General features: G+C 38.2%; 18 protein-coding genes and 1 tRNA gene. 14 read left to right on the forward strand and 5 right to left on the reverse strand.

Translation table 11 applies throughout. The features are described from left to right. The first annotated feature begins 73 nt into the window (after positions 1-73). The 5 genes from ACM40_RS16915 to ACM40_RS16935 all read left to right on the forward strand — a co-directional run bounded on the left by ACM40_RS16915 (position 74) and on the right by ACM40_RS16935 (position 6343). Positions 74-1006, forward strand: coding sequence for a phytanoyl-CoA dioxygenase family protein (locus ACM40_RS16915; RefSeq protein ID WP_048503971.1), 933 nt, complete (start codon positions 74-76; stop codon positions 1004-1006). A 144-nt stretch (positions 1007-1150) separates the two neighbouring features. Then, positions 1151-2263: a hypothetical protein gene (locus tag ACM40_RS16920; RefSeq protein ID WP_131705384.1), complete on the forward strand. Its 1113-nt coding sequence runs from the start codon at positions 1151-1153 to the stop codon at positions 2261-2263. Positions 2264-2287: 24 nt separating this feature from the next. Next, positions 2288-2800 (forward strand): hypothetical protein, encoded by a 513-nt coding sequence (locus tag ACM40_RS16925; protein WP_048503973.1) that lies wholly within the window; start codon positions 2288-2290, stop codon positions 2798-2800. 16 nt (positions 2801-2816) lie between these two features. Beyond that, a complete protein-coding gene (locus ACM40_RS16930) occupies positions 2817-3428 on the forward strand; it encodes an inorganic pyrophosphatase (RefSeq protein WP_048503974.1) in 612 nt (203 codons plus the stop codon). A 179-nt stretch (positions 3429-3607) separates the two neighbouring features. Continuing rightward, a complete protein-coding gene (locus ACM40_RS16935) occupies positions 3608-6343 on the forward strand; it encodes a sodium-translocating pyrophosphatase (protein WP_048503975.1) in 2736 nt (911 codons plus the stop codon). A 189-nt stretch (positions 6344-6532) separates the two neighbouring features. Here the strand turns inward: ACM40_RS16935 and ACM40_RS16940 are convergent, their stop codons facing one another. After that, on the reverse strand, positions 6533-7672 hold the full coding sequence (locus ACM40_RS16940) for an aminotransferase class I/II-fold pyridoxal phosphate-dependent enzyme (RefSeq protein ID WP_048503976.1): 1140 nt from the start codon (positions 7670-7672) through the stop codon (positions 6533-6535). An 88-nt stretch (positions 7673-7760) separates the two neighbouring features. Here ACM40_RS16940 and ACM40_RS16945 point away from each other — a divergent pair, with 88 nt between their 5' ends. The 5 genes from ACM40_RS16945 (at position 7761) to ACM40_RS16965 (ending at position 11722) form a co-directional block, all read left to right on the forward strand. Continuing rightward, positions 7761-8804, forward strand: coding sequence for a M28 family metallopeptidase (locus ACM40_RS16945; RefSeq protein WP_048503977.1), 1044 nt, complete (start codon positions 7761-7763; stop codon positions 8802-8804). A gap of 120 nt (positions 8805-8924) precedes the next feature. Beyond that, positions 8925-9374, forward strand: coding sequence for a GNAT family N-acetyltransferase (locus ACM40_RS16950; protein WP_228376200.1), 450 nt, complete (start codon positions 8925-8927; stop codon positions 9372-9374). After that, positions 9371-9733, forward strand: coding sequence for a VOC family protein (locus ACM40_RS16955; protein ID WP_048503978.1), 363 nt, complete (start codon positions 9371-9373; stop codon positions 9731-9733). Before ACM40_RS16950 ends, ACM40_RS16955 begins: the two co-directional genes overlap by 4 nt. Positions 9734-9747: 14 nt before the next feature. Continuing rightward, complete coding sequence (locus ACM40_RS16960) at positions 9748-10248, forward strand: endonuclease V (RefSeq protein ID WP_048503979.1); 501 nt, start codon at positions 9748-9750, stop codon at positions 10246-10248. Between the two features lie 175 nt (positions 10249-10423). Further along, the gene (locus ACM40_RS16965; RefSeq protein ID WP_048503980.1) at positions 10424-11722 is read left to right on the forward strand and encodes a GEVED domain-containing protein; all 1299 of its coding nucleotides are present in this window, start codon (positions 10424-10426) and stop codon (positions 11720-11722) included. A 246-nt stretch (positions 11723-11968) separates the two neighbouring features. Here ACM40_RS16965 and ACM40_RS16970 read toward each other — a convergent pair whose 3' ends face one another. Then, a complete protein-coding gene (locus ACM40_RS16970; RefSeq protein WP_048503981.1) occupies positions 11969-15310 on the reverse strand; it encodes a DEAD/DEAH box helicase in 3342 nt (1113 codons plus the stop codon). Between the two features lie 245 nt (positions 15311-15555). Here ACM40_RS16970 and ACM40_RS16975 point away from each other — a divergent pair, with 245 nt between their 5' ends. The 3 genes from ACM40_RS16975 to ACM40_RS16985 all read left to right on the forward strand — a co-directional run bounded on the left by ACM40_RS16975 (position 15556) and on the right by ACM40_RS16985 (position 18581). After that, positions 15556-16614, forward strand: coding sequence for a 3-oxoacyl-ACP synthase III family protein (locus tag ACM40_RS16975; protein ID WP_048503982.1), 1059 nt, complete (start codon positions 15556-15558; stop codon positions 16612-16614). Between the two features lie 180 nt (positions 16615-16794). Beyond that, entirely contained in the window at positions 16795-17592 is a 798-nt protein-coding gene (locus ACM40_RS16980; protein ID WP_048503983.1) for an SDR family oxidoreductase, read from the forward strand. A gap of 74 nt (positions 17593-17666) precedes the next feature. Continuing rightward, positions 17667-18581 carry a helix-turn-helix domain-containing protein gene (locus tag ACM40_RS16985; RefSeq protein WP_048503984.1) on the forward strand — a complete coding sequence of 305 codons (915 nt, stop codon included), beginning with the start codon at positions 17667-17669 and terminating at the stop codon, positions 18579-18581. 23 nt (positions 18582-18604) lie between these two features. Here ACM40_RS16985 and ACM40_RS16990 read toward each other — a convergent pair. Continuing rightward, a tRNA-Arg gene (locus ACM40_RS16990) sits at positions 18605-18676 on the reverse strand. 484 nt (positions 18677-19160) lie between these two features. Further along, the gene (locus tag ACM40_RS16995; protein WP_228376201.1) at positions 19161-19568 is read right to left on the reverse strand and encodes a bleomycin resistance protein; all 408 of its coding nucleotides are present in this window, start codon (positions 19566-19568) and stop codon (positions 19161-19163) included. Positions 19569-19895: 327 nt separating this feature from the next. Here ACM40_RS16995 and ACM40_RS17000 point away from each other — a divergent pair, with 327 nt between their 5' ends. After that, positions 19896-20531 (forward strand): NAD(P)-dependent oxidoreductase, encoded by a 636-nt coding sequence (locus tag ACM40_RS17000; protein ID WP_048503986.1) that lies wholly within the window; start codon positions 19896-19898, stop codon positions 20529-20531. 51 nt (positions 20532-20582) lie between these two features. On the opposite strand, the gene uvrA is transcribed toward ACM40_RS17000, so the two are convergent. Beyond that, entirely contained in the window at positions 20583-23375 is a 2793-nt protein-coding gene (gene uvrA / locus ACM40_RS17005) for an excinuclease ABC subunit UvrA (RefSeq protein WP_048503987.1), read from the reverse strand. Between the last annotated feature and the right edge of the window lie 334 nt (positions 23376-23709).

Genomic DNA, 23709 nt, shown 5'->3' on the forward strand with positions numbered 1-23709 from the left:
TTCACTATTTAGAATGATTTTAATTAAATATTATTCTGTATCTTTATAAAGTATTTATTCTAATAATCAAGCCATGCTAAAGCAGATCCGTCATTATAAATTACCCTATATTATTTACAATTTTTTTAATAAGAAAAAATTACAGCATAATATTCCTTTGTATAAAAAATACGGACTCAATAAAAGCTACTTTTCCAGTATTTCAAGTGCTGATTTTGCCCATCTTCCTGCTTCGGAACGAACAATAAACAGGAATAAACTCATCAATACTGCCTTTTTCAAAGAACTGACCGAAGAGAATAAAGAAAGTGCTCTTCAGTATGATGAAAACGGTTACATGATCTTGAGAAATTTTATCACAGCAGATGATGCCGATAAAATTAATGCTGAAATTGAAAAGCTGATGGAAAACGGAACCCTGAAATTCATCTATGGCGGAAAGCTGATGTTTGCCATCCATCATTCTGAAATGATTAAAAGCATTGGCAACGATAAGAATTTACTGGATTTTTTGTCTGTACTTTTAGACGGTAAAGCCAAACTTTTCCAGAGCATCAATTTCATTAACGGCAGCCAGCAGAAAACGCATTCAGACAGTATTCATATGACCACTTATCCGCTTGGCGGGCTTCTGGGAGTATGGATCGCCTTGGAAGATGTGGATGAGACCAACGGTGCTTTGCATTATATTCCGAAAAGCCATAAGCTCCCTTATTTTCTTAATTCCGATTACGATAATGAAGGCGATGCATTGAAAATCGGTAAAAAAAGCTATCGTGCATATGAAGAATTTTTGGAGTCAAAAGTTCGTGAACTTGGGTTGAAAAAGGAAATCTTTAAAGCAAAAAAAGGTGATATGCTCATATGGCATGCTAATATTCTTCATGGCGGCGAACCGCATACGGATAAAAACAGAACAAGAAAAAGTCTGGTTTATCACTTTTTTGATGAAAACAGCGTATGCTATCATGAGGTGACGCAAAGACCAGCCTTGTTTGAGCTGTAATTTCATGCTTTCTACAAAGAATTGCTAAATAATTACGGCTGAAAGAATAGTTTTTTTACTTTTGCATTCTTACGAATACCCAACACGCAAATGAAAAAAAGCAGAAATATTCTTGTTTTTATTTTTTCCCTCTATCTATGCCTCATGTCCTACTATTTGTATACCCACCAGTATTACAACGTAGATCTGGAAGCTTATGTAGGGCTTGTTTATAAAGCCGAATATCCGGATATGAAAATGGAGGATATTCATCAAAAAGTATATGCTGAATTAAAAGGTACCAATCCAAAACTTTTCGGAATTACGCCGCAGGATGAGGAAATTGCAAAAGGGGAGAACACCTACTATAAAGTTTTGTCGGAAAATCCAAAAGCTTATGAAGAAGAGCTGCAGCTGTTTTCGGTAAAACCATTTTATAACTTTGTTAACCTGATGTTCTTTAAATTGGGTTTAAAAGTAACAACCTCTATATTTCTGACCTCCATACTCTCTTATTCTTTTATTCTGATTCTGATATTCTGTTTCCTGATCAGGGTCGTAAAGAATTATCCTTTGGCATTCATCATAACCATTTTAATTTCATTATTCAAGCCGCTTCTGGAAGCCAGCAGGCATGCTTCGGCAGACAGTTTGTCCTGTTTATTACTCTTATTAAGCCTGTATACTTTTATCGTAAGTAAAAAACATCTTGCAGCTACGGTTTTTGCGATGCTTTGTGTTTTAACGAGACCGGAATATTTCATTTTATACACCTTTCTTTATGTTCTGGTTTATTTATATAGAAACAGCCTTCAGATTAAGACCGTTAAAGTATTTTGGTCTTATGCCTACATCTTTTTATCTTTTTTTCTGATCCAGTATTTTAATCAGATTTCATGGTCCACTTTATTTATGAACCAGTTTACAAAAGTTCAGATCTATCCGATATCCTCTCCGGATCCGTTCTATTTACCGGATTATTTGAATTTTATAAAGAAAACCATCATGCTGGACTTTAACGGATCATATTTTCCGCTGCTCTTGTTGTTTATTGTCATTATTCTGGCGAATCAATTTTCTTTGAGCAGTAAAAAAAGCCTGGCACAATGCTTATTCTTTGCTTCTGTTTATGTCTCCGTCTTTTTAAGATATTTGGTTTTTCCAAGCCTTGCTAACAGGATGATGATTGGTTTTTATCTTATGATAATCCTGTCACTCATCTATATTCAGAATTCTAAAACTGATATATTTAAAAACTCTTTAGAAGCCGGAAAATAATTAGTAATTTTGCGGTCTAAAATTATGGCTAGTTTTTCAGGATATTTACCGTATGCCTTTGCATTGATTATCGCAATTCCTTTTTTGGTTTTGCTGAGGCAATTTGTACACTCGTACATCACTCTTAAAAATCAGGAGATCAAGCTTCTTTCTGTAAAATCAAACTCAGAAAATAAAGCCCATTCCTATGAAAGAATGACTCTTTTTTTAGAAAGAATAAAACCCTCAAACATCATCCAGAAATTTGATAATGGTTTAGCCGTACACGAATTCATCTTTCTTACGGAAAAAACCATCAATGAAGAATTTGAATATAATTCTTCCCAGCAGCTGTATATCACAAAAGCCTCATGGGCTAATATTGTAGATTCCAAGAATGCTTTGATCGATTTGCTTCACAAAACCTACGACGGGTTGAAAGGAAATGCAGATCTTGAAGAATTCAAAACCATTTTCATCATGAACTACATGGAAGGAGACGATTATATTGCTGCTACCATAGAAGACCTTAGAAGAGAAATTTTAATTATAACTTAAAAATAACAGATAAATAATGATTCCAAATTTTAAAGCACATCCATGGCACGGGGTTTCTGCAGGAGAAGATGCGCCAAATGTTGTAAACGTATTCGTGGAAATCGTTCCTTCAGATACTATTAAATATGAAGTAGATAAAGAAACAGGATTTTTAAAGGTAGACAGGCCTCAGAAATTTTCTAATATTATTCCCGCTCTATACGGATTTGTTCCAAGAACATATTGCCACAATGAAGTAATGAAACTGGCTATAGAAGCCGGAGCTGATGACGTAACGGAAGGTGATCATGACCCGCTTGATATCTGTGTGTTAAGCTCTCACAATATTCATTCAGGAGGATTATTAATGGAAGCTATTCCAATCGGTGGATTCAAAATGATTGATGGAGGTGAAGCTGATGATAAAATCGTTGCCGTAATGATCGGTGACCACGCATTCGGACACTTCAGAGATATTGCAGAACTTCCTGAAGCAGAAGTGAAAAGACTGATGCACTATTTCCTGACGTATAAGAATTTACCTGATGAGCCTGCAAAATGCAGAATTCATGAAGTATACGGAGCTGAGCATGCTAAAAAAGTGATCAAAGCTTCTCAAAAAGACTATGCGGAAAAATTCGGAGGCTAAAAACAGCATTCCAAAATTATAATAAAAGCAGATGAATTTTCATCTGCTTTTTTATTTGTTTCAATAGGCATATAAAATTGATGCTAAAATATATTATTAACCCAGGCTTAATAAACCAATAGAATTTTTGTTATATTTATAAAACTAATTACTATTTATTAATATAAAAATAATAAACTATGGATTTGTTCTATTTAATTCCGGTTTTTGGTGTTGTCGCCTTAGTGTATACTTTCCTGCAGAGTAATTGGGTAAGTAAGCAGAATGCCGGAAATGAAAAAATGAAAATAATCAGCGGTCATATCGCTGACGGTGCCATGGCTTTTTTAAAGGCCGAGTACAAGATTTTAACCTATTTCGTAGTGGTAGTAGCCATATTACTTGCTGTAATGGGATCCACCAACTCCAATTCTCACTGGAGTATCGGGATAGCTTTTGCAGTAGGAGCTGTATTTTCTGCTCTGGCAGGATTTATAGGAATGAAGATTGCTACAAAAGCGAACGTAAGGACGGCAGAAGCTGCAAAAACTTCACTTTCCAAAGCACTTAAAGTTTCCTTTGCCGGAGGTTCCGTTATGGGAATGGGAGTTGCCGGATTGGCAGTTCTGGGGCTGGGCTCTCTTTTTCTGATCATTAAACAGATTTTCGCTCCCGATGCCACAGTAGACTCTCATGAGATGGAAAAAACAATCGAAATTCTTACCGGGTTTTCTCTGGGTGCAGAATCCATTGCCCTTTTTGCAAGAGTAGGTGGCGGTATTTATACCAAGGCTGCTGACGTAGGTGCTGACCTTGTAGGAAAGGTAGAAGCGGGAATCCCTGAAGATGATCCAAGAAATCCCGCAACTATTGCGGATAATGTAGGAGACAATGTAGGGGATGTGGCAGGAATGGGAGCCGATTTATTCGGTTCTTACGTTGCAACCGTACTTGCAACAATGGTTTTAGGTAGGGAAACAATGTCTGATGATTCATTCGGAGGCTTTGCACCGATCCTTCTTCCAATGCTTATTGCCGGTACAGGGATCATTTTCTCTATGATAGGGACTTTGTTTGTAAGAATTAATGATAATGAAGGCTCATCTACTTCCAGTGTTCAGAATGCCCTAAATTTAGGGAACTGGGGGAGTATCGTCATCACGGCTATATCCTCTTACTTCCTGGTCAATTACATACTTCCTGAAAAAATGATGCTCAGAGGACATGAATTCACTAAAATGGGGGTCTTCGGAGCTATAATGGTAGGACTTGTCGTAGGAACTTTAATGAGTATTATTACAGAATATTATACGGCCATGGGTAAAAGACCAGTCTCCAGTATTGTAAGACAGTCTTCTACAGGTCATGCAACAAATATTATCGGAGGCCTAGCAGTAGGGATGGAATCTACCTTGCTTCCGATCATTGTATTGGCAGGAGGTATTTACGGATCTTATTTGTGTGCCGGACTTTACGGAGTTGCTATCGCAGCAGCCGGAATGATGGCTACTACTGCCATGCAGCTTGCTATTGATGCTTTCGGACCGATTGCAGACAATGCCGGAGGAATTGCTGAAATGAGTGAACTCCCAAAAGAAGTACGTGAAAAAACAGATATTCTGGATGCCGTAGGAAACACCACGGCAGCTACAGGAAAGGGTTTTGCCATTGCTTCTGCGGCATTAACGGCGCTGGCTTTATTTGCGGCGTTCGTAGGAATTGCAGGTATTGATGGGATTGATATTTACAGAGCCGATGTTCTGGCAGGATTATTTGTAGGGGGAATGATTCCTTTCATATTTTCCTCACTTGCCATTACAGCAGTAGGACAGGCAGCCATGGCGATGGTAGAAGAGGTAAGAAGGCAGTTTCGCGAAATTCCGGGGATTTTGGAAGGAAAAGCCCAGCCTGAGTACGAAAAATGTGTAGCTATTTCCACGGATGCGTCCATCAGAAAAATGATGCTTCCGGGAGCGATCGCCATTATTTCACCTTTATTGATCGGGTTTATCTTCGGGCCTGAAGTTCTGGGAGGATTCCTGGCAGGAGCTACTGTAAGTGGTGTTCTGATGGGGATGTTCCAGAATAATGCCGGAGGTGCATGGGATAATGCCAAAAAATCATTTGAAAAAGGCGTTGATATCAATGGACAGACCTATTATAAAGGCTCAGAACCCCATAAGGCTTCCGTAACGGGAGATACGGTAGGAGATCCGTTTAAAGATACTTCAGGACCATCTATGAATATTCTCATCAAGCTGATGTCCATTGTTTCACTGGTGATTGCTCCAACCCTGGCTGTATTGCATAAGGATAAAATTGAAGCTAACAGAAAAGCTAGACTGGAAAGCTTGACCAAAGCTTACAATGTAAACTCTTCCACAACCCATACAGATATTCAGGCAATTCCCGGTGCTCCGGCAGAAATTAAGGGACATCTTAATGAAAACGGAGACTTTGTCTATGAAACCGGAACTATTCAGGAAGTAAAACTGAAAGGAGGAAAAACAATTACATTAGGAGAAGGAAGCAGGCTTTTCCAGCTGTATAATGCTGTAAAACAAAAGGATCAGACGGTAATAGATCCTAATAACTGGTATACGGTAGAAAATCTTTATTTTGAAACCGGTTCCAGTGATTTGAAGCCAGGCTCTGATGTACAGCTGAATAATCTTGCTGAAATTTTAAATGATTATCCGGATCTGAAAATAAAGCTTGGAGGATATACAGATAATACCGGTAATGAAGAAAGCAATATGAAACTGTCAAACCTCCGGGCACAGACAGCAAAACTGAAGCTTCTTGAATTAGGAATTTCTTCAGACAGGGTAGAAGCGGAAGGTTACGGTTCCCAACACCCGGTTTGTGAAGCTAATGATACCGATGAATGTAAAGCAAAAAACAGAAGAATTGATGTAAGGGTTTTAAGCCTCTAAGATCAATAAGCAAATATTTAAAGCACTGCCGCAAGCAGTGCTTTTTTGATATCTAAAAATCTGTGAAATCCGTGGGTAAATAAAATTTTATTTTTTCTTTTATATCCCGCAGATCTCACAGATTTACACAGAACTTCATACAAAGATGATAATTCTTGTAATACCGAGTTGCAGAGATGTAATATTTCTCTAAAGATTTTTCTGAAGATGCTCCAAAGCCTGAATAATCACCTCATCTTTCTTAGCAAAACTGAACCGTATATAATCCGAATTCTGCCGTGAATTGTAGAATGCAGAAAGAGGCAGGCAGGCTGTTTTTTTCTCTATGGTAAGCCATTTGGAAAACTCTACATCAGTCATGGTTTTAGATACATTTCTGAAATTGACAACCTGGAAAACACTTCCTTCAGATTTTTTTGCTGCCTGAAGCGGAGTATAGGCAATCATTTCATTGAATATATCTCTTTTGCGTTGCATGATATGCATATTTTCATAAGGATCGAATACTTCCAGATATCTGGCAATAGCATATTGCGCAGGGGCATTCGCACTGTAGGAAATATACTGCTGATGGCATCTGAATTTTGAGGTAAGGAATTCTGAGGCCAGTAGATAGCTGACTTTCCAGCCGGAAGTATGAAACATTTTCCCAAAAGAAAAAATACAGAAAGTCCTTTTTTTCAGCTCAGGATGGAGAAAAGAACTGTAATGCTCAAGTCCGTCATAGCAGTAGGTATCATAAATTTCTTCTGATACCAGGTAAATTTCCTGGTGCTTAATCAGGTTGTATAGCTGATCCCAGTCGCTTTGTTTCCAGATGGTTCCCGAAGGATTTTGTGGGGAATTAACGATAATGGCTTTTGTTTTTTCAGAAATACAATTTTGAAGCCTTTCCCAGTTTAAGGTAAAATCATTGTCAAGATCATAATATACAGGAATGCCGCCGTTGAGTACTACGGAAGGACCGTAAGTATAATATGAAGGTTGAATAATAATAACTTCATCTCCCTGATTTAAAATAGATTTAAGGGCGGTATGTAAAGCAAAAGTTGCACATGGGATAACAGTTACCTCGTTTTCCTTAAGTTTGAGGCTGTTTTTACGGGAGGCATTATAGGTAATGATATTGTTGATAAGCAACGGACTTCCGGCAAGTGGCTCATAATGATGGGTGTTGCAATCTATAGCTTCCCTTAGAAAGGATTTCAGCCGTTCATCAATATCAAAATCGGGAAGTCCCAGTGACAGATCAAAACTCTTGTGTTTTGCTGCAAGTTCAGACATTTCCGTGAAAAAGGAATAATGTGTAAATCCGTAAATTTTTTCCATCTATATTGCATTTATATCAAATATAAGAAAAATACACATTCATTGAAGATTAAATAAAATTTGTTATTTTTAAGCAAATTATTATCATATGAAAAAAATTCTTATCCCGTTGATCAGCCTGGCTATGGCAGTCAGTTGCGGAACAACGAAAACTCCTGAAGGAGCCAAGGCACAATCTCCCACCGTTGCAAAAGGAGATAAAGCATTTCTGTCTGCATATAAGACCATTAAAGCTGATGAGCTAAAGAAAAACTTATATGTAATTGCTTCTGATGAAATGGGTGGAAGAGATACTGGAAGCCCCGGCCAGAAAAAAGCGGGTGAGTATATGATTAATTTTTATAAAAACCTGGGAATTGCTCCTCCAAAGGCTTTAGGATCCTATTACCAGAAGGTTCCTTCCGAATTTATGAAGAAAAGGGGCGGCGGCAATCTTCCGGACTCTGAAAATATCCTGGCTTTTATTGAAGGAAGTGAAAAGCCTGAAGAAATTGTAGTAATTTCTGGACACTACGACCATGTTGGTACTAGAAATGGAGTCGTTTACAACGGAGCCGATGATGACGGAAGCGGAACTGTAGCCGTTATGCAGATTGCAAAAGCTTTTCAGGAAGCTAAAAAGGCTGGAAACGGCCCTAAAAGATCAATCCTGTTTCTTCATGTAACAGGCGAGGAGCATGGTCTGTTTGGATCCGATTACTATACCAGCAATCCTGTATTTCCACTCGCCAATACCGTAGTTGACCTCAATATTGATATGATCGGCCGAGACGATGCAGAGAACAGAGGAAAACAATACGTTTATGTAATTGGTTCGGAAATGCTGAGTTCAGAGCTTAAAGTAATCAATGAAGCAGCCAATAAAAAGACCAATAACCTTGAGCTGAATTATAAATATGATGATCCGGCAGATACAGAAAGGTTGTATTACCGTTCAGATCATTATAATTTTGCTAAAAATAATATTCCGGTAGCATTTTTCTTCGACGGGATTCATGAAGATTATCACAAGCCTACTGATGATCCTGAGAAAATTGATTATCCATTGCTGGAAAAAAGAGCCCAGCTGGTTTTCGCTACCGCATGGGAAATTGCAAACAGACCGGAAAGGATTGTTGTAGATAAAAAATAAGTTTTGTTGGATCATTGCAAAAGGGATATATACTGGAGGTGATATAAATTTTCAGAATCAGAACTTTGCAGTGATCCAACATTTTTTTGAATTTAAAATTGATTGCTAGCCAGTATTAAAATGGATATACTCATACGTGAAGCCAGACCGGAAGATATTCCACAGATCCAGATCGTTAGAAATGCTGTTAAAGAAAACATCCTTTCTGATCCGTCATTGGTTTCCGATGCAGATTGTGAAGAATTCCTGTTTGAAAGAGGAAAAGGCTGGGTTAGTGAAGCAGAGTCACGAATTGTCGGTTTTTCTATTGCAGACCTCAGGGAAAATAATATCTGGGCTTTGTTTGTACATCCTGATTTTGAGGATATCGGCATCGGACGAAAGCTTCATGATATCATGCTCAACTGGTATTTCGGGCAGACTAAAGAAAAGATGTGGCTGGGAACCTCTCCCGATACAAGAGCTGAAATATTCTACAGAAAATCAGGTTGGAAAGAAACAGGAACGCATGGAAAGGGAGAAATCAAATTTGAAATGACTTATAACAACTGGAAAAGCAGAAAATCATGATACAGGAAGTAAAATCTATCAGGCCCTTCATAGGAGCCAAAAATTTCGAAATAAGCCGGAGCTTCTACAGAGACCTTGGGTTTGAAGAAGTAATTCTTGAGCCTAAAATGTCCTTGTTTAAAAGACAGGAAACAGCTTTTTATCTTCAGGATTATTATGCTAAAGATTGGGTAGACAATACTATGATCTTTATGGAAGTGATTAATACAGATGACTTTTGGAAGGAACTTCAGACCCTGAATCTTACTGAAAAGTATAAAGGCGTAAAGCTTACTCCGGTCAGGACAATGGATTGGGGAAAAGAATGCTTCGTACACGATCCATCCGGGATTTTGTGGCATTTTGGCGAATTTTTTTAATGACATAAAAAAATATGATTTACGCTTTTGATACTTATTACTATGATGATCATGCCAATACCGTATGTATTGCGTTTGAAGACTGGACTTCGGAAATTGAATCCGGAATCTTCACTGAAAAAACCCTCATCAGTTCCGGGTATGAAAGTGGTGCTTTTTATAAAAGGGAATTGCCCTGCATTTTGAGTCTGCTGAAAAAAATTGACTTAAAAGAAGGGGATATTATTATTGTTGATGGTTACGTAACTCTTGATAATGATGGCAAAATAGGGCTTGGAGGCTATCTTTATAAAGGTCTGGACCATAAATATGCTATTATCGGGATTGCAAAAAATGAGTTTGCATCACCGGATTCCCAAAGAAGAAATGTCCTGAGAGGGGAAAGCAAAACCCCTTTATTCCTCACTGCAAAAGGAGCAGATGTAGATGATATTCTTCCAAAAGTAAAGAGAATGCACGGAGCTTACAGAATACCAACACTTTTGAAAAAGCTGGATCAGCTTTCAAGAGCATAAATTTGTTGTAAAAGTATGTCAGCAATTTCTATATTGATCTTAATATTTCTAAGCTTTAATTAATTTATTTTACTCGTTTTTAGTCAATTTATCGAAAGCTGATAAATATCATTCGTTTGTTATTTTTATTAATTCTAAATAAATATAAATTTGTCTCAACAAAATATAGGAATTAATGAAGAAACTATCTACTCTTTCTGCGGTGGTATTTTATATGATGATGAACGGGCAGTATTGTACACCGGCATTTCAGTATGGCGCGGACAGCAATATGATTACCAATGTCAGCTTTGGAACCATCAATAATACATCAACATCACAATCGGCCAATGTGCAGGTATATGAAGATTTTACTTCAATGTCAGCAGATATTCAGGCAGGGAACAATTATCAGATCTCTGTAAAAGGGCCTTCCAGCACTTTCCCGAGTGATGTGATGGTATTCATTGATTTTAATAAAAACGGAAGCTTTGATGATGCAGGAGAAAGCTTTTATATTGGGAGACTTGAAGCAGCGAATCCCTTCAATGCCTTAACAGTAACCGGTACGGTTTCAGTTCCCGCTCATGCAGCAACAGGTAGTACAAGAATGAGAGTGCTGAAAAATACAAACACAGCTGCTTATTCCAATCCCAATGCACCCAATTCTATTCTTACAGCATGTGATACCAGCCTTAGGGCAGGACAGGCAGAAGATTATACCGTTAATATTACAGGAAATACAATTGTTTTCCCAGCCCCGTATTGTGGAACTGAAAATGTCTCTACCCTTACCGTTAGCGAAATTACCAAAGTAGAATTTGCCGGGATTACAAATGAAAGCTCTGTAAACAGTACTTCCGATGCGCTGGAGAACTTTACCGGTACGGTTTTCAATGTGAATAGAGGAAATTCTTATCCCATAACGATAACAGGAGAAACACAGGGGCAAACTACTGTTTCGGTTTATGCATACATCGATCTTAATCATAATAATACATTTGATGCCCACGAGATATTCAACCTTGGCTACCTGGATAATTCCGATCCTATTCCGGGTAAAGAATCGGGGGTGACGACCGGAACCATTACAATTCCGGCCGATGCTGTGCTGGACGAGACCCGTTTCAGAATTGTCAAAGCTTATGAATCAAGTTCATGGATGGGAACCCTCGAAAATCTGCCCTGCCCTGCAGGATGGTTCATAGGACAGGTTGAAGATTATACACTGAATGTACTGGCGTCCAATCTGGCTACATCAGAAGCTGTAAAAAAATCGTCAGCAATAATTTACCCGAATCCTACATCAGGAACTGTTATATTAAAAACTGAAGAGAAGTTTGAAAAATATGAAGTTTACAACTTATCAGCACAAAAAATCCTGGAAGGAACCTCAGGCATAGTCAATATGGATCGTCTGGCAACCGGAACCTACCTGATCAGGATATATACCGGTGATAAAAAAATTATTACTGAGAAAATCATCAAAAAATAAACACTTTATCTAATCATATCCATATCAATTTTTGTTTTTTTAAGCCGGCAGATTTATCTGTCGGTTTTCTTTTATGAAAAATAAAGAAAGCTTATAAAAATAACAGTTTAAAAACAGAAAGATATACCTGCTGCTTAATCAAATCAATCGCAGATAATCAAAATTAAACTTTGCGTTAAAATAGCCTTATAAAAATTTTTGCAAAGAAGATTATCCCAACAGTTTAATATCTACCTCTAAAAATTTTTAAATTTTTGAATCCAGTATTTCCAGTAAATCGTGCTTTGAAAGCTTCTGAATTCCGTTTCCATCCGTTTGAAGCAGATTCTGGGCCAGTTCATTTTTCTTTTTCTGCAGGCTTAAGATTTTCTCTTCAACCGTATTGGAGCAGATAAGCCGGACAGCAATTACATTTTTGGTCTGCCCGATCCGGTAGCTCCGGTCAATGGCCTGGTTCTCAGCTGCAGGATTCCACCACGGATCTACGAGGTAGATATAATCTGCTTCGGTAAGGTTAAGTCCTACACCTCCTGCTTTTAAACTGATCAGAAATACCCGGATTTCGTCATTTTCCTGAAAATGATTCACAACTTTACCTCTGTTTTTCGTTTGCCCGGTAAGATATTCAAATGGAATTTCTTTATTTTCAAGTTCAGTTTTAATTAAATCCAGCATCTCTACAAACTGTGAGAATACCAATATTTTATGGCCCCTGGACTTGTTTTGGATCTGTTCCATCAGTATTTCTACCTTTACAGCATGATCACCGGAATATCCTTCTTTTAAAAGGACAGGAGAATTACAGATCTGCCGGAGCCGGGTAAGCCCTGTAAGGACATGCATGCTGTTTTTATTCAGGTCATCGTCGTCATTGGCAGCAATAAATTCACGAAGCTCTTTTTCGTAAGCATCATAAATTTTGCGCTGTTCAGCATTCATTTCGCAGTAAATAACCATTTCTGTTTTTTCCGGAAGCTCCTTGGCTACCTGTTTTTTGGTCCTGCGGAGAATAAAAGGCCTTATTTTCTGCTGAAGTTCCTGGGCACGTTTACCATATTCAAATTTATCAATAGGGACAGCGTAAATATCTTTAAAATACTGCTTGCTTCCCAAAAGCCCCGGACAGGCAAAAGAAAGCTGGCTGTAAAGATCGAAAGTATTGTTCTCAACAGGCGTTCCGGTAAGAACGAACCTGTTTCTTGAATTCAGCAGACGCGTAGCTTTGTATCTTTCTGAATCAGGATTCTTAATGGTCTGTGATTCATCAAGGAAAACACAGTTGAAGCGGAAATTTTTCAGGAAGCGGATATCCGAAAGCAGCATTCCGTAGCTGATCAGTATGACCTCGTATTCAGAAAAATGTTCCGTAGCTTTCAGTCGGTCGGCTCCATAATGTACCATAGTTTTTATGGAAGGGGCAAACTTATCTATTTCTTCTTGCCAGTTGAACAGCAGAGAAGTGGGAACTACAATAAGATTGGTGACAGGTCCGCGTTTTTCCCGCTGGGAAAGAATAAAAGCAAGTACCTGTAGTGTTTTTCCGAGACCCATATCATCAGCAAGACATCCGCCGAAATTGAACCCGTCCAAAAAATTCAGCCAGTTCAGCCCGTCATGCTGATAATCCCTCAATGATGCATTTAACCCTGAAGGAATACTGGTGTAGGGAATATCTTTAACCGATGAAAACTGAAGTGAGTAAGAAGAAAGCTCTTCCTGTACCTCGCTGCTTAAAATATCTTTCTCAAACAATGAAGATACTTCTGTAAAATTGATTTTTGGGATTTTAAGATCTTCAGCTTCAATTTCCCCGATCCGGAAAAACTCATTCATTCTGCTGATCCATTCTTCCGGGAGAACTCCAAGGGTTCCGTCATCCAGCTGAACAAATTTGCTTCTGTTCCGGATCGCACGGTGAAGCTGTTTCAGGGCAGCCTCTTTCTGGCCGAAACTGACTTTTAATTTAGCATTGAACCAATCCAGTCCGCTGGTAATCTGAATATTGACCTTGGCTTTATAAGAGTTGAGTTTAGTGTTTTTAAGCTCATTGAACCCAAGAATAATAATCCCTTCATTTCTCCATACGTCAAAGGCATGAAGAAACCAGTCCTGATCCAGAAATTTATCTTTGTGCAGATAAAAATAATCATACCCATCCATCTGTTCTTCAAAGTCAGGATGCTGCTTCAGGATCAGGGAAGTAAAACGTGATTCTTCAGCGTCACTTCTGTCAATTTTAAATACATTACCGTTCTGGTCAGTATCAAAAAGCTGTTTCCTTGAATAAACGGCCACTTCTACCTGTCCGTATTTCATAACCGGAGTCAGAGCAATATAATTTCCCTGCTGCCGGAGATAAATGATCCGTTCATTCCTGTGATCTTTTTCTTCAAGCTGGATTGATGCTGCAGGCTGTATATAGTTGTAATTGATGTGAATGCGTTCCTCCAGTGAAGAAAGGACATTCTGCATGAATGCTTCATATTTTGAGGTATGAACAAGCAAAATCTCGTTATTGGCTTTAAAAAACCTGATTACCCTCAGCATATCAGAATCATGTACAAAACTGAACGTATTTCTGCTGTAGACAAAGTATTCATTCCGGATCATTACATTTTTAAAAGGAATGGAAATATCATTGAATTGCAGCTCTCCTGTTACTTCATAAAAAGGATCTTTCTTGAATACATTAAGCTGTACTTCGGCCTTTAAAAGTTCAAGGTGGATAGGTACGAGAGATTTGGATGATATAGTTTCGGAAAGTTCCCTGTCGTGATAATAAGTCTCCAAACCGAGTGGATTCTCTACGATCAGCTTCAGGGCTTCCAGTTCAGCGGTATTGTAATCTTCGTTATAATTATTCTGAAATGCTGAAACAGCAGTATAAAATTTAATATGCTGAGGTTCTTCGGCATTCCAGATGAGCTGCATGGCATCAACAGGCTGTACGGGATTTTTGATCTTTCCGGTCTGGGTGGTTTCGGCCTCCATAAGAGAAAAATTAAGATGGCTGTAGTAACGGTGCCTCCCGATAACCAGTATTTTTCTTTTTCCGCTGTCCTGTAATGCCAGTTCGTGGATTACCGATGAACGCTGAGGAATAAGATGCTGTTTAAAAAGGTCTTCATCAATAGGCAGCATTTCTTTGATCTTAGGATGAACCTCAATTTTATGGTCTGTGTATTTTAATTCGAAATACATATCGAGATCAGGTTCATTTTCCAGGCCGTAACTTTTTGCTTTGGTAATAAACAGTTTCTTGCGGAGAAAAGGATCAAAAAAAGTTCTGAAGTTTTTCTCTTCTAAGATTCCGTGCATCACTTCTGCCTGATGTACGCAAAGCTTGTCTTTAGGACTGCTGCATGTGCATGTACTTACAATAGAGCTTCCTATCTGGCTTACGGAAACATCAGGATAGTCATTCAAAGGAGACCGCTTGCTGAAAATTCCATGATTGCTTTCAATGACAGCCGGGTAAATATCCTGAAAATCCCTGAGCTCCAGAAATGCACTACCTGAGGTATGCTTCAGAAGATCATACACAGAAAGTGTACTGATGCTTGTATTGTCAAGAATATAGGCTGCCATAGACGTGCGAATTTACAAAAAAAGCTAGCAATACGATCTGGATTATTTTCCGGAACTCATTAAAAGAGAATAAACGGAAGAAGTATACTAGATAGGAAATTCATCATTGTATGCTCTGAATATTAATATAAATATTCAATTATATTTTTATCATACGATTAATAGATATTTTATCGTTATTATTGTAGGATATTAAAATTCATGAAAAAAAACAAAATGAGTTTAAAAAAATTATAATTATTTTAATGACAAGCAAGATTATAGGAGTCGGCCATTATATTCCGCCGGAAACAATTACAAATTTATTTTTTGACCAGCATCATTTTATTAATAAAAACGGGGAGTCATTAAAGGAAGCAAATGATATTATTGCCAGAAAGCTCAAAGAAATTACCGGCATAGAAGAACGGAGATATGCATCTGAACATCAGGTGACCTCTGATCTGGGACTAATTGCAGCCCAGAGAGCGATAGAAAATTCAAAAATAGATCCCGAAACCCTGGATTACATCATATTTGCCCATAATTTTGGAGATGTCCGTTTTGGGACAGTCCAGTCAGATAGTGTTCCAAGCCTGGCTTCAAGGATAAAGCATCTACTGAAAATTAAAAATAATTTCTGTGTGGCGTACGATGTACTTTTCGGATGCCCGGGCTGGATTGAAGGGGTGATACAGGCTAATGCTTTCATTAAATCAGGCATTGCCAAACGATGCCTTGTTGTAGGCGCTGAAACACTTTCCAGAGTGGTTGATATCCATGACAGAGACAGTATGATCTATGCAGATGGAGCAGGAGCAGCTGTCCTGGAAATCAGTGAAGATGAGAGGGGTATACAATCTCACTTATCGGCTTCTTATACCCTGACGGAAAAAGATTTTCTTTTCTTTGGTAAATCATACAATAACGAAAGCTGTCCTGATACGAAATATATCAAAATGGATGGCCGCAAGATCTACGAATTTGCTCTTGTAAATGTAGCGGATGCTATGAAGAAGTGTATGGATGCAAGTGGATACTCCATCGGCCAGCTTGATAAAATTATTATCCATCAGGCCAATGAAAAAATGGATGAAGCCATTGTAAAACGTTTTTACCAGCTTTATGATCTGCCAATGCCGGAGAATATTATGCCCATGGTAATTAATAAATTGGGGAATAGCAGCGTAGCTACCATTCCGACTTTACTTGGTATGATCCTTAATGGCGAACTTCCTTCCCATGAAATAAAAGAAGGAGACATTGTGCTGTTTGCATCAGTAGGTGCAGGGATGAACATTAATGCATTTGTCTATAAATTTTAAAATATACAATATAAAAGGATAGAAGCTAATGTCTATTCTTTTTTTGAAAAAGCTCAGGTATAAACTCTGAGCTTTTATTTTTTAGGATAAATTCATTTTGGCTACACGTTCGTCCAATTTGGCAACTTTAGCTTTCTTGCTAATGCTGACCTTTGTCCTGTTAATTTAATACAGAACAAAATGAAAACAATTTTTATAACAGGCGCTTCAACAGGATTAGGAAAAGCGGCTGCCCGATTATTTCAAAGCAGAGGATGGAACGTAATTGCTACAATGAGAAACCCTGATGCCGCACCTGAACTTGCCGCTCTGGACAATGTAACTGTGCTTCCGCTGGATGTTACCAACCTGGAACAGATAAAGTCAACCGTTAATAAAGCTGTTGAACTTGGAAACGTAGATGTAGTTTTCAACAATGCCGGATACGGACTTATTGGTCCTTTGGAAGCTTTAAAAGATGAGCAGATTCTGAAACAGCTGGATACCAATCTTCTTGGAGTGATCCGTGTGACACAGGCATTTATTCCTTATTTCAGAGAAAGAAAAAGCGGGATGTTTATTTCTACCACTTCAATCGGCGGATTGGTCGCCTTTCCTTTAGGATCAACCTACCATGCTACTAAATGGGCTTTGGAAGGCTGGAGCGAAAGTATGGCTTACGAGCTGAACAAATTTGGCATTGATATCAAAACCGTATCTCCGGGAGGAATCAAGACCGATTTTGTAAGCCGCTCTCTGGATGCAGCAACCAGCCCTGCCTACGAGGAAATGACGAATTCTCTTTTTTCAAGTATGGAAGGAATGATGGCTGCGGCTTCCGAGCCGGAGCAGATTGCTGAGGTTGTTTACGAAGCAGCTACAGATGGTAAGAAACAATTGAGATACGTAGCAGGAGAAGATGCAAAAGCAATATATGCACAGCGTCTGGAACTGGGAGCTGAAGCTTTCCGGGAAGAGTTTGGAAAGCAGTTTATCTAATATGCCCAAATATGGAAGCAGCACGGGTAACCTGCTTGTGCTGTTTTCATTTAAATATTTAATAACTTTATACTATGGAAAAGAAAGATAATACTCCAATAAAAATTTCGTCGATATCGGAGCTTCACAGTATGCTGCAGCTTCCAAAGCCGCTTCATCCGCTGGTGAGCCTGGTAGATAATACGAAAATGATTGTTCATAAAGAATTTCTGGACCGAAGCTTTTATCTGAATTTTTATAAGATTTCCTATAAGTTTTCTAAAAATGGGAAAATGGGATATGGGCAGGGATATTATGATTTTAATGAAGGAGGAATGATGTTTACAGCACCCGGACAGATTCTGTCCACAGAAGCGGATACTTCCTACTGTGGGTATACACTACTGGTGCATCCGGATTTTATACGGACCTATCCGTTGGCAAAGAGTATCAAAAAATTCGGTTTCTTTTCTTACGATACGAATGAGGCACTGCACTTGTCCGATCAGGAGAAAACAACCATAACCGGATTGCTGGACAATATTATGAATGAATTGAATACTGCCATTGATGAGGTAAGTCAGGATGTAATTATTTCCTATATCGAGGTTTTGCTGAACTACAGCAACCGTTTTTATAAAAGACAGTTTATCACAAGAAAAGCAGTCAACAACGATCTATTATCCAAAATGGAAACAATACTGGATGATTATTTCAACAGACAGGAAACGTTAACCAAAGGGCTTCCTACGGTGGAATTCCTTGCTTCGGAGATGAATCTTTCACCGCATTATCTGAGTGACATGCTGAGAAATCTTACGGGACAGAATGCCCAGCAGCATATCCATGAAAAGCTGATCGAAAAGGCTAAAGAATACCTTACCGGAACCAGTTTTTCCGTATCCGAAGTGGCTTATGCTTTAGGATTTGAGCATCCGCAGTCTTTCAACAAGCTGTTTAAAAAGAAAATGGAAGTTACTCCTTTGGGCTATAAACAATCTTTCAATTAAAATATTCTCAATAATAATTAAAGTAGCTCCACCAGGAATCGAACCTGGATCTAAAGTTTAGGAAACTTCTATTCTATCCGTTGAACTATGGAGCCTTTAAGGGGAATAAAAATACTAATTAAATTAAAAAAAACAAAAGACTTTGATATTCCGAAATCTTTTATTTTTCATATTATTTTCAGCTTATCTCTCCAAATAATTTTCTGCAAAATTCTTTGCATAAAAGAATCCGCTCTTTAGGAGCGGATCCAGTAGATAAATACATCTCATTTTTTTAATTAGACAACAATAAAAAGCACAGCCGACAATGCTGTGCTTAAATTTTTATTTCAAATTTAATTGCAATTTCAAAGCTGAAAAAAGCAAAAAATGATTTCATTTCAGTTGTATTACATAGTAAATGTAGCACTATTTTTAATACAAAACATGAATTAAATGTTAAAATTCACAACTTATCCACAATTTGTTGTGGATAAGATTGTAAATAATTGTTTTTCAATTTGTTGTAGAATATAATTATTAAGTATTTTCTTCTCTTGATATTAGCGGGCTGGACGGTGATATGGTAAGCAGTCATATCTATTTACCGTTATCAATAATGCCCCGTTCTCCTAAATCAACGATCAAGCGTAGCAAATAGCCATCCGGATCCATTACCAAAAACTGTTTTTGTCCCAATTCCACATTATCTGCACGATACCATTTTTCCTCTAAATTCATAAATAATGGAATTCCGGCTTCTGCCAAACGAAAGAGAATGGGTTCAGTATCCGGGACTTTAATCTGAAGATTAATTCCCCGTCCTAATGGGTAGCTAAACGGAGCTGTTTCCCACGTTCTGTCGGTTTCGGTACGTTGTTCAAGCATAACATGAGCACCATCCAGGTTCAGATAGGCAAAACCTTCTTCAGGGCGGTCATAAAGCACCGAAAAGCCAATCAGGCCGCACCAGAATGATAAACTTGTTCTGATGTCAGTTACATACAACTCTGGTACAAGCTTAGTCAAGCTATTTCTTGAATATGGCATAACCTCTTATTTTATATTTCATATGGTTTCAATTAAGGAAAATTAATGAATATTTTACAAAATAAAGGATAGGTATTTCTTTTCAGGAAAAATAATTATCTTTGAACTATTAATATCTCTTTATAAATATCACTACTTGTTCAAGTACATTTCTAAGTGCTTGAAATCTAGGGTTCTTTTTTTTCTGAACCTAAATTCTTTATTATTTAAAATCAAAGAATGATAAAGGACATGAGCTGTTCTTCATCTTTATTAGATTCTATTCATTAACAAAAAGAGATCATTATGAAAACAAATACAATTGCCGTGATAGGCGGCACCGGAAAATCAGGACATTATCTTATCCATGAGCTTCTGGAAAAAGAATATCCCATCAGGCTTTTGCTTCGTACTCCCGGAAATTTAACTATAGAAAGTCCTTTAATTGAAATTGTACAGGGAGATGCAAGGGATTTTGAGTCTGTAAACCGTCTCATTACGGGTTGTAATGCGGTAATCAGTAAAATAGGGCAACCCGTCGGGGAGGATCCCATATTTACAGATTCAACAAAAAATGTTATACAGTCTATGAATCTTCATGGAATTAAACGGTATATAACAATTACCGGTTTGAACGTAGATACTCCTTTTGATCATAAAAACAGCAAAGTAAAAGCAGCTACAGACTGGATGTACCAGAATTATCCCAAAACAACACAAGATAAGCAGGATGAATATGACCTTCTGGTGAACAGCCATCTGGATTGGACATTGGTCAGGCTTCCGCTAATAATCCCGACTGCCGAACGGTTTAAAAAGGAAACGAACCTTACAGATTGTCTGGGAGAGAAAATCAGTGCGGCAGACCTGTCTGAATTTTTGGTTTCCCAGATCGATGACAGGACTTACATTAAACAGAGTCCCTTTCTTTATAATGTATAAGTAAAGGTATGATGATAAAAAGACAGAGAGCCATTTGGCTCTCTGTTTTATTTAGTTTTCTAGTTTTTCCTTGATGTATTTTGCAGTATGGGACTTTTTATCCTTGGCAAGGTCTTCCGGAGTTCCGGCAAAAACAACTTCACCGCCGTATTTTCCAGCTTCAGGGCCGATGTCGATGATATAATCTGCACATTTGATGATATCTGGCTGATGCTCAATAACAATCACAGAATGACCAAGGTCGATTAATGCCTGGAGGGACTTCAGTAATTTCTGAATGTCATGGAAATGAAGTCCTGTAGAAGGTTCATCGAAGATAAACAAGGTTTTGTCTGTGGTTACTCCTTTAACAAGGAATGAAGCCAGCTTTACACGCTGTGCTTCACCGCCGGAAAGGGTAGAAGAGCTCTGCCCAAGCTGCAGATAACCTAATCCGACTTCCTGGAGAGGTTTCAGTTTGGTAACGATTTTTTCTTCGTTATTGTCTTTAAAAAATTCCAAAGCTTCGTCCACCGTCATATGAAGAATATCGGAAATGCTTTTTTCATCAAATTTCACTTCCAGGATCTCGTTTTTGAAACGGGTTCCTTTACATACCTCGCATTCAAGTTCAATATCCGCCATGAACTGCATGGATACGTTGATCACACCTTCTCCTTTACACTCATCACATCTTCCGCCGTCTACGTTGAAAGAGAAATGCTTAGGCTTGTAACCCATCATTTTTGAAACTTTCTGTTTGGCGAAAAGATCCCTGATATCGTCATAGGCTTTCAGATAGGTAACAGGATTGGAACGGGAGGATTTTCCAATCGGATTCTGGTCGATCAACTCGATGTTTTTGATCAGCTTCTTAGGAAATTCTACAGAGTCATAATCTCCTTTTTTGCCACCCATTCCAAGCTGGATCTGGATGTCATTGGTTAAAATTTCCTTCATCAGCGTAGATTTTCCGCTTCCGGAAACCCCTGAGATCACCGTAAGGCTTTCAAGAGGGACATCTACGTCTATATTCTTTAAATTATTTTGTCTTGCTCCTTTGATGTGGATCCATTCCTTAGCTTTTCTGCGCTTTTTAGGAACTTCAATTTCCATTCTTCCGGTTAAATATTTTGAAGTAAGGGTATCTGCATTTTTAAGATCATTATAATCTCCGGCGAATACAAGATCGCCTCCAAGATAACCTGCTTCCGGGCCAATATCGATGATGTAATCTGCAGCTTTCATAACATCTTCATCATGTTCTACCACAATTACGGTATTTCCCAGGTCACGGAGATTCTTTAAAACTCCGATCAGATTTTCCGTATCTCTTGAATGCAGTCCGATAGAAGGTTCATCCAGAATATAGATCGATCCTACAAGGGAACTTCCCAGGCTGGTGGCAAGGTTAATCCTTTGACTTTCACCACCGGAAAGGGTATTGGAGGTTCTGTTTAAAGTTAAATAACCTAAACCTACTTTTAATAAAAATTCAATACGGGTTTTGATCTCGTACAATAATCTTTTGGCAACATCCTGATCGTGTTCGGAAAGTTTCAGCCCATCTATTAAAGGATACAGCTCATCCAGCGGAAGCTCAATCATGGACTGGATATTGTGTCCGTCTACTTTTACCCAGCTGGTTTCTTCACGGAGTCTCAAACCTTCACAGGTAGGGCACAGTGTTTTTCCCCTGTATCTGGACAGCATAACGCGGTATTGGATCTTATACAGGTTTTCTTCAAGCATTTTGAAGAAATTATTAATCGAAGGGAAGCTGCTTTTTCCGTCTCCTTTCCACAAGAAGCTTTTCTGTTCCTTAGTCAGCTGGTGATAAGGCTTGTGGATTGGAAAATCACCGGCTTTTTTGATGAATGCTTTTTTCCACTCGCTCATACTTTCTCCTCTCCAGGCGACTACCGCATCCTCATAAACAGATAAAGTTTTATTCGGAACTACAAGGTCCTCATCTATTCCGATTACTTTTCCGTATCCTTCACAGGCGGGACATGCTCCGTATGGATTGTTAAAGCTGAAAAAATGAACATTCGGTTCCAGGAACTCCATGCCGTCAAGCTCAAATTTATTGGAAAATTCTTTTACTTTTCCGGAATCGGGATTCTTCAGGGCACAATAGCCATGTCCTTCGTAAAATGCCATCTGGATAGAATCTGCCAGCCTCTGAAGGAAACTCTCATCTTCTTCATAAGAAAAACGGTCGATCACGAGATTGATTACCATTCCTTTTTCCGGTGTAAATCCAAAACTTTCCAGGTCTTCGATACCGGCTACATTACCATTGATCTCAAGCCTTGTGAAACCGGCTAATTTTAAAACATTCAACGTTTCTTTAAAATTGGTGGCATCATATTCCAAAGGAGCCGTCAGTAAAAATGAGGTCTCTTTTTTGGAAGCTTTGATAAAATCTATCACATCCGAAACAGAATCTTTCTTTACTTCCTCACCTGAAACCGGCGAAAATGTTTTCCCGATTCTGGCGAAAAGAAGCTTCATATAATCATAGATTTCCGTAGAAGTCCCTACCGTAGAGCGGGGGTTGGAAGAAATCACTTTCTGCTGTATGGCAATAGAAGGGGCAAGTCCTTTAATATCGTCCACTTTTGGTTTTTCCAGCTTACCTAAAAACTGGCGGGCATATGAACTTAAGCTTTCCACATATCTTCTCTGTCCTTCAGCATAAATGGTATCGAATGCCAGGGAAGATTTTCCGCTTCCGGAAACACCTGTAATCACGATCAGTTTATTTTTCGGAATGAGAACGTCTATATGCTTCAGATTGTTAAGATGTGCGTTCTTAACGAAGATCTGCTTTTTTATATCTATTTCTATTGTTTTAGTCATGCTTTTTATTGAAATTATACTGACTGAGACTTATTCTTAGATGATGGTGTATTTCTTTGTATTCCGGTCCTGCAATACCTCTTTACTTCCATGTAAGTGAGGCCAAAAAGATGTAAAAAGAAGATTGATCATCACAAAATTAAGACCCACAAAATTACGAATTTTTAGCGGAAAAAGTGTGCTTAAATTTATCCAATACAAATATATAATCCGAGATTACAGAGAAGGGAATATTTGCTTTATGAATTAAAGCATAGCCTGGAATAAAAAAATTCTCCTACAGGTTATTCAAATGGTATATTCTTATTGTATTTTAAAACTATTGATAAATTTC

The organism is Chryseobacterium sp. BLS98 (assembly GCF_001045445.1).
In the GTDB taxonomy this organism is placed as follows: domain Bacteria; phylum Bacteroidota; class Bacteroidia; order Flavobacteriales; family Weeksellaceae; genus Chryseobacterium.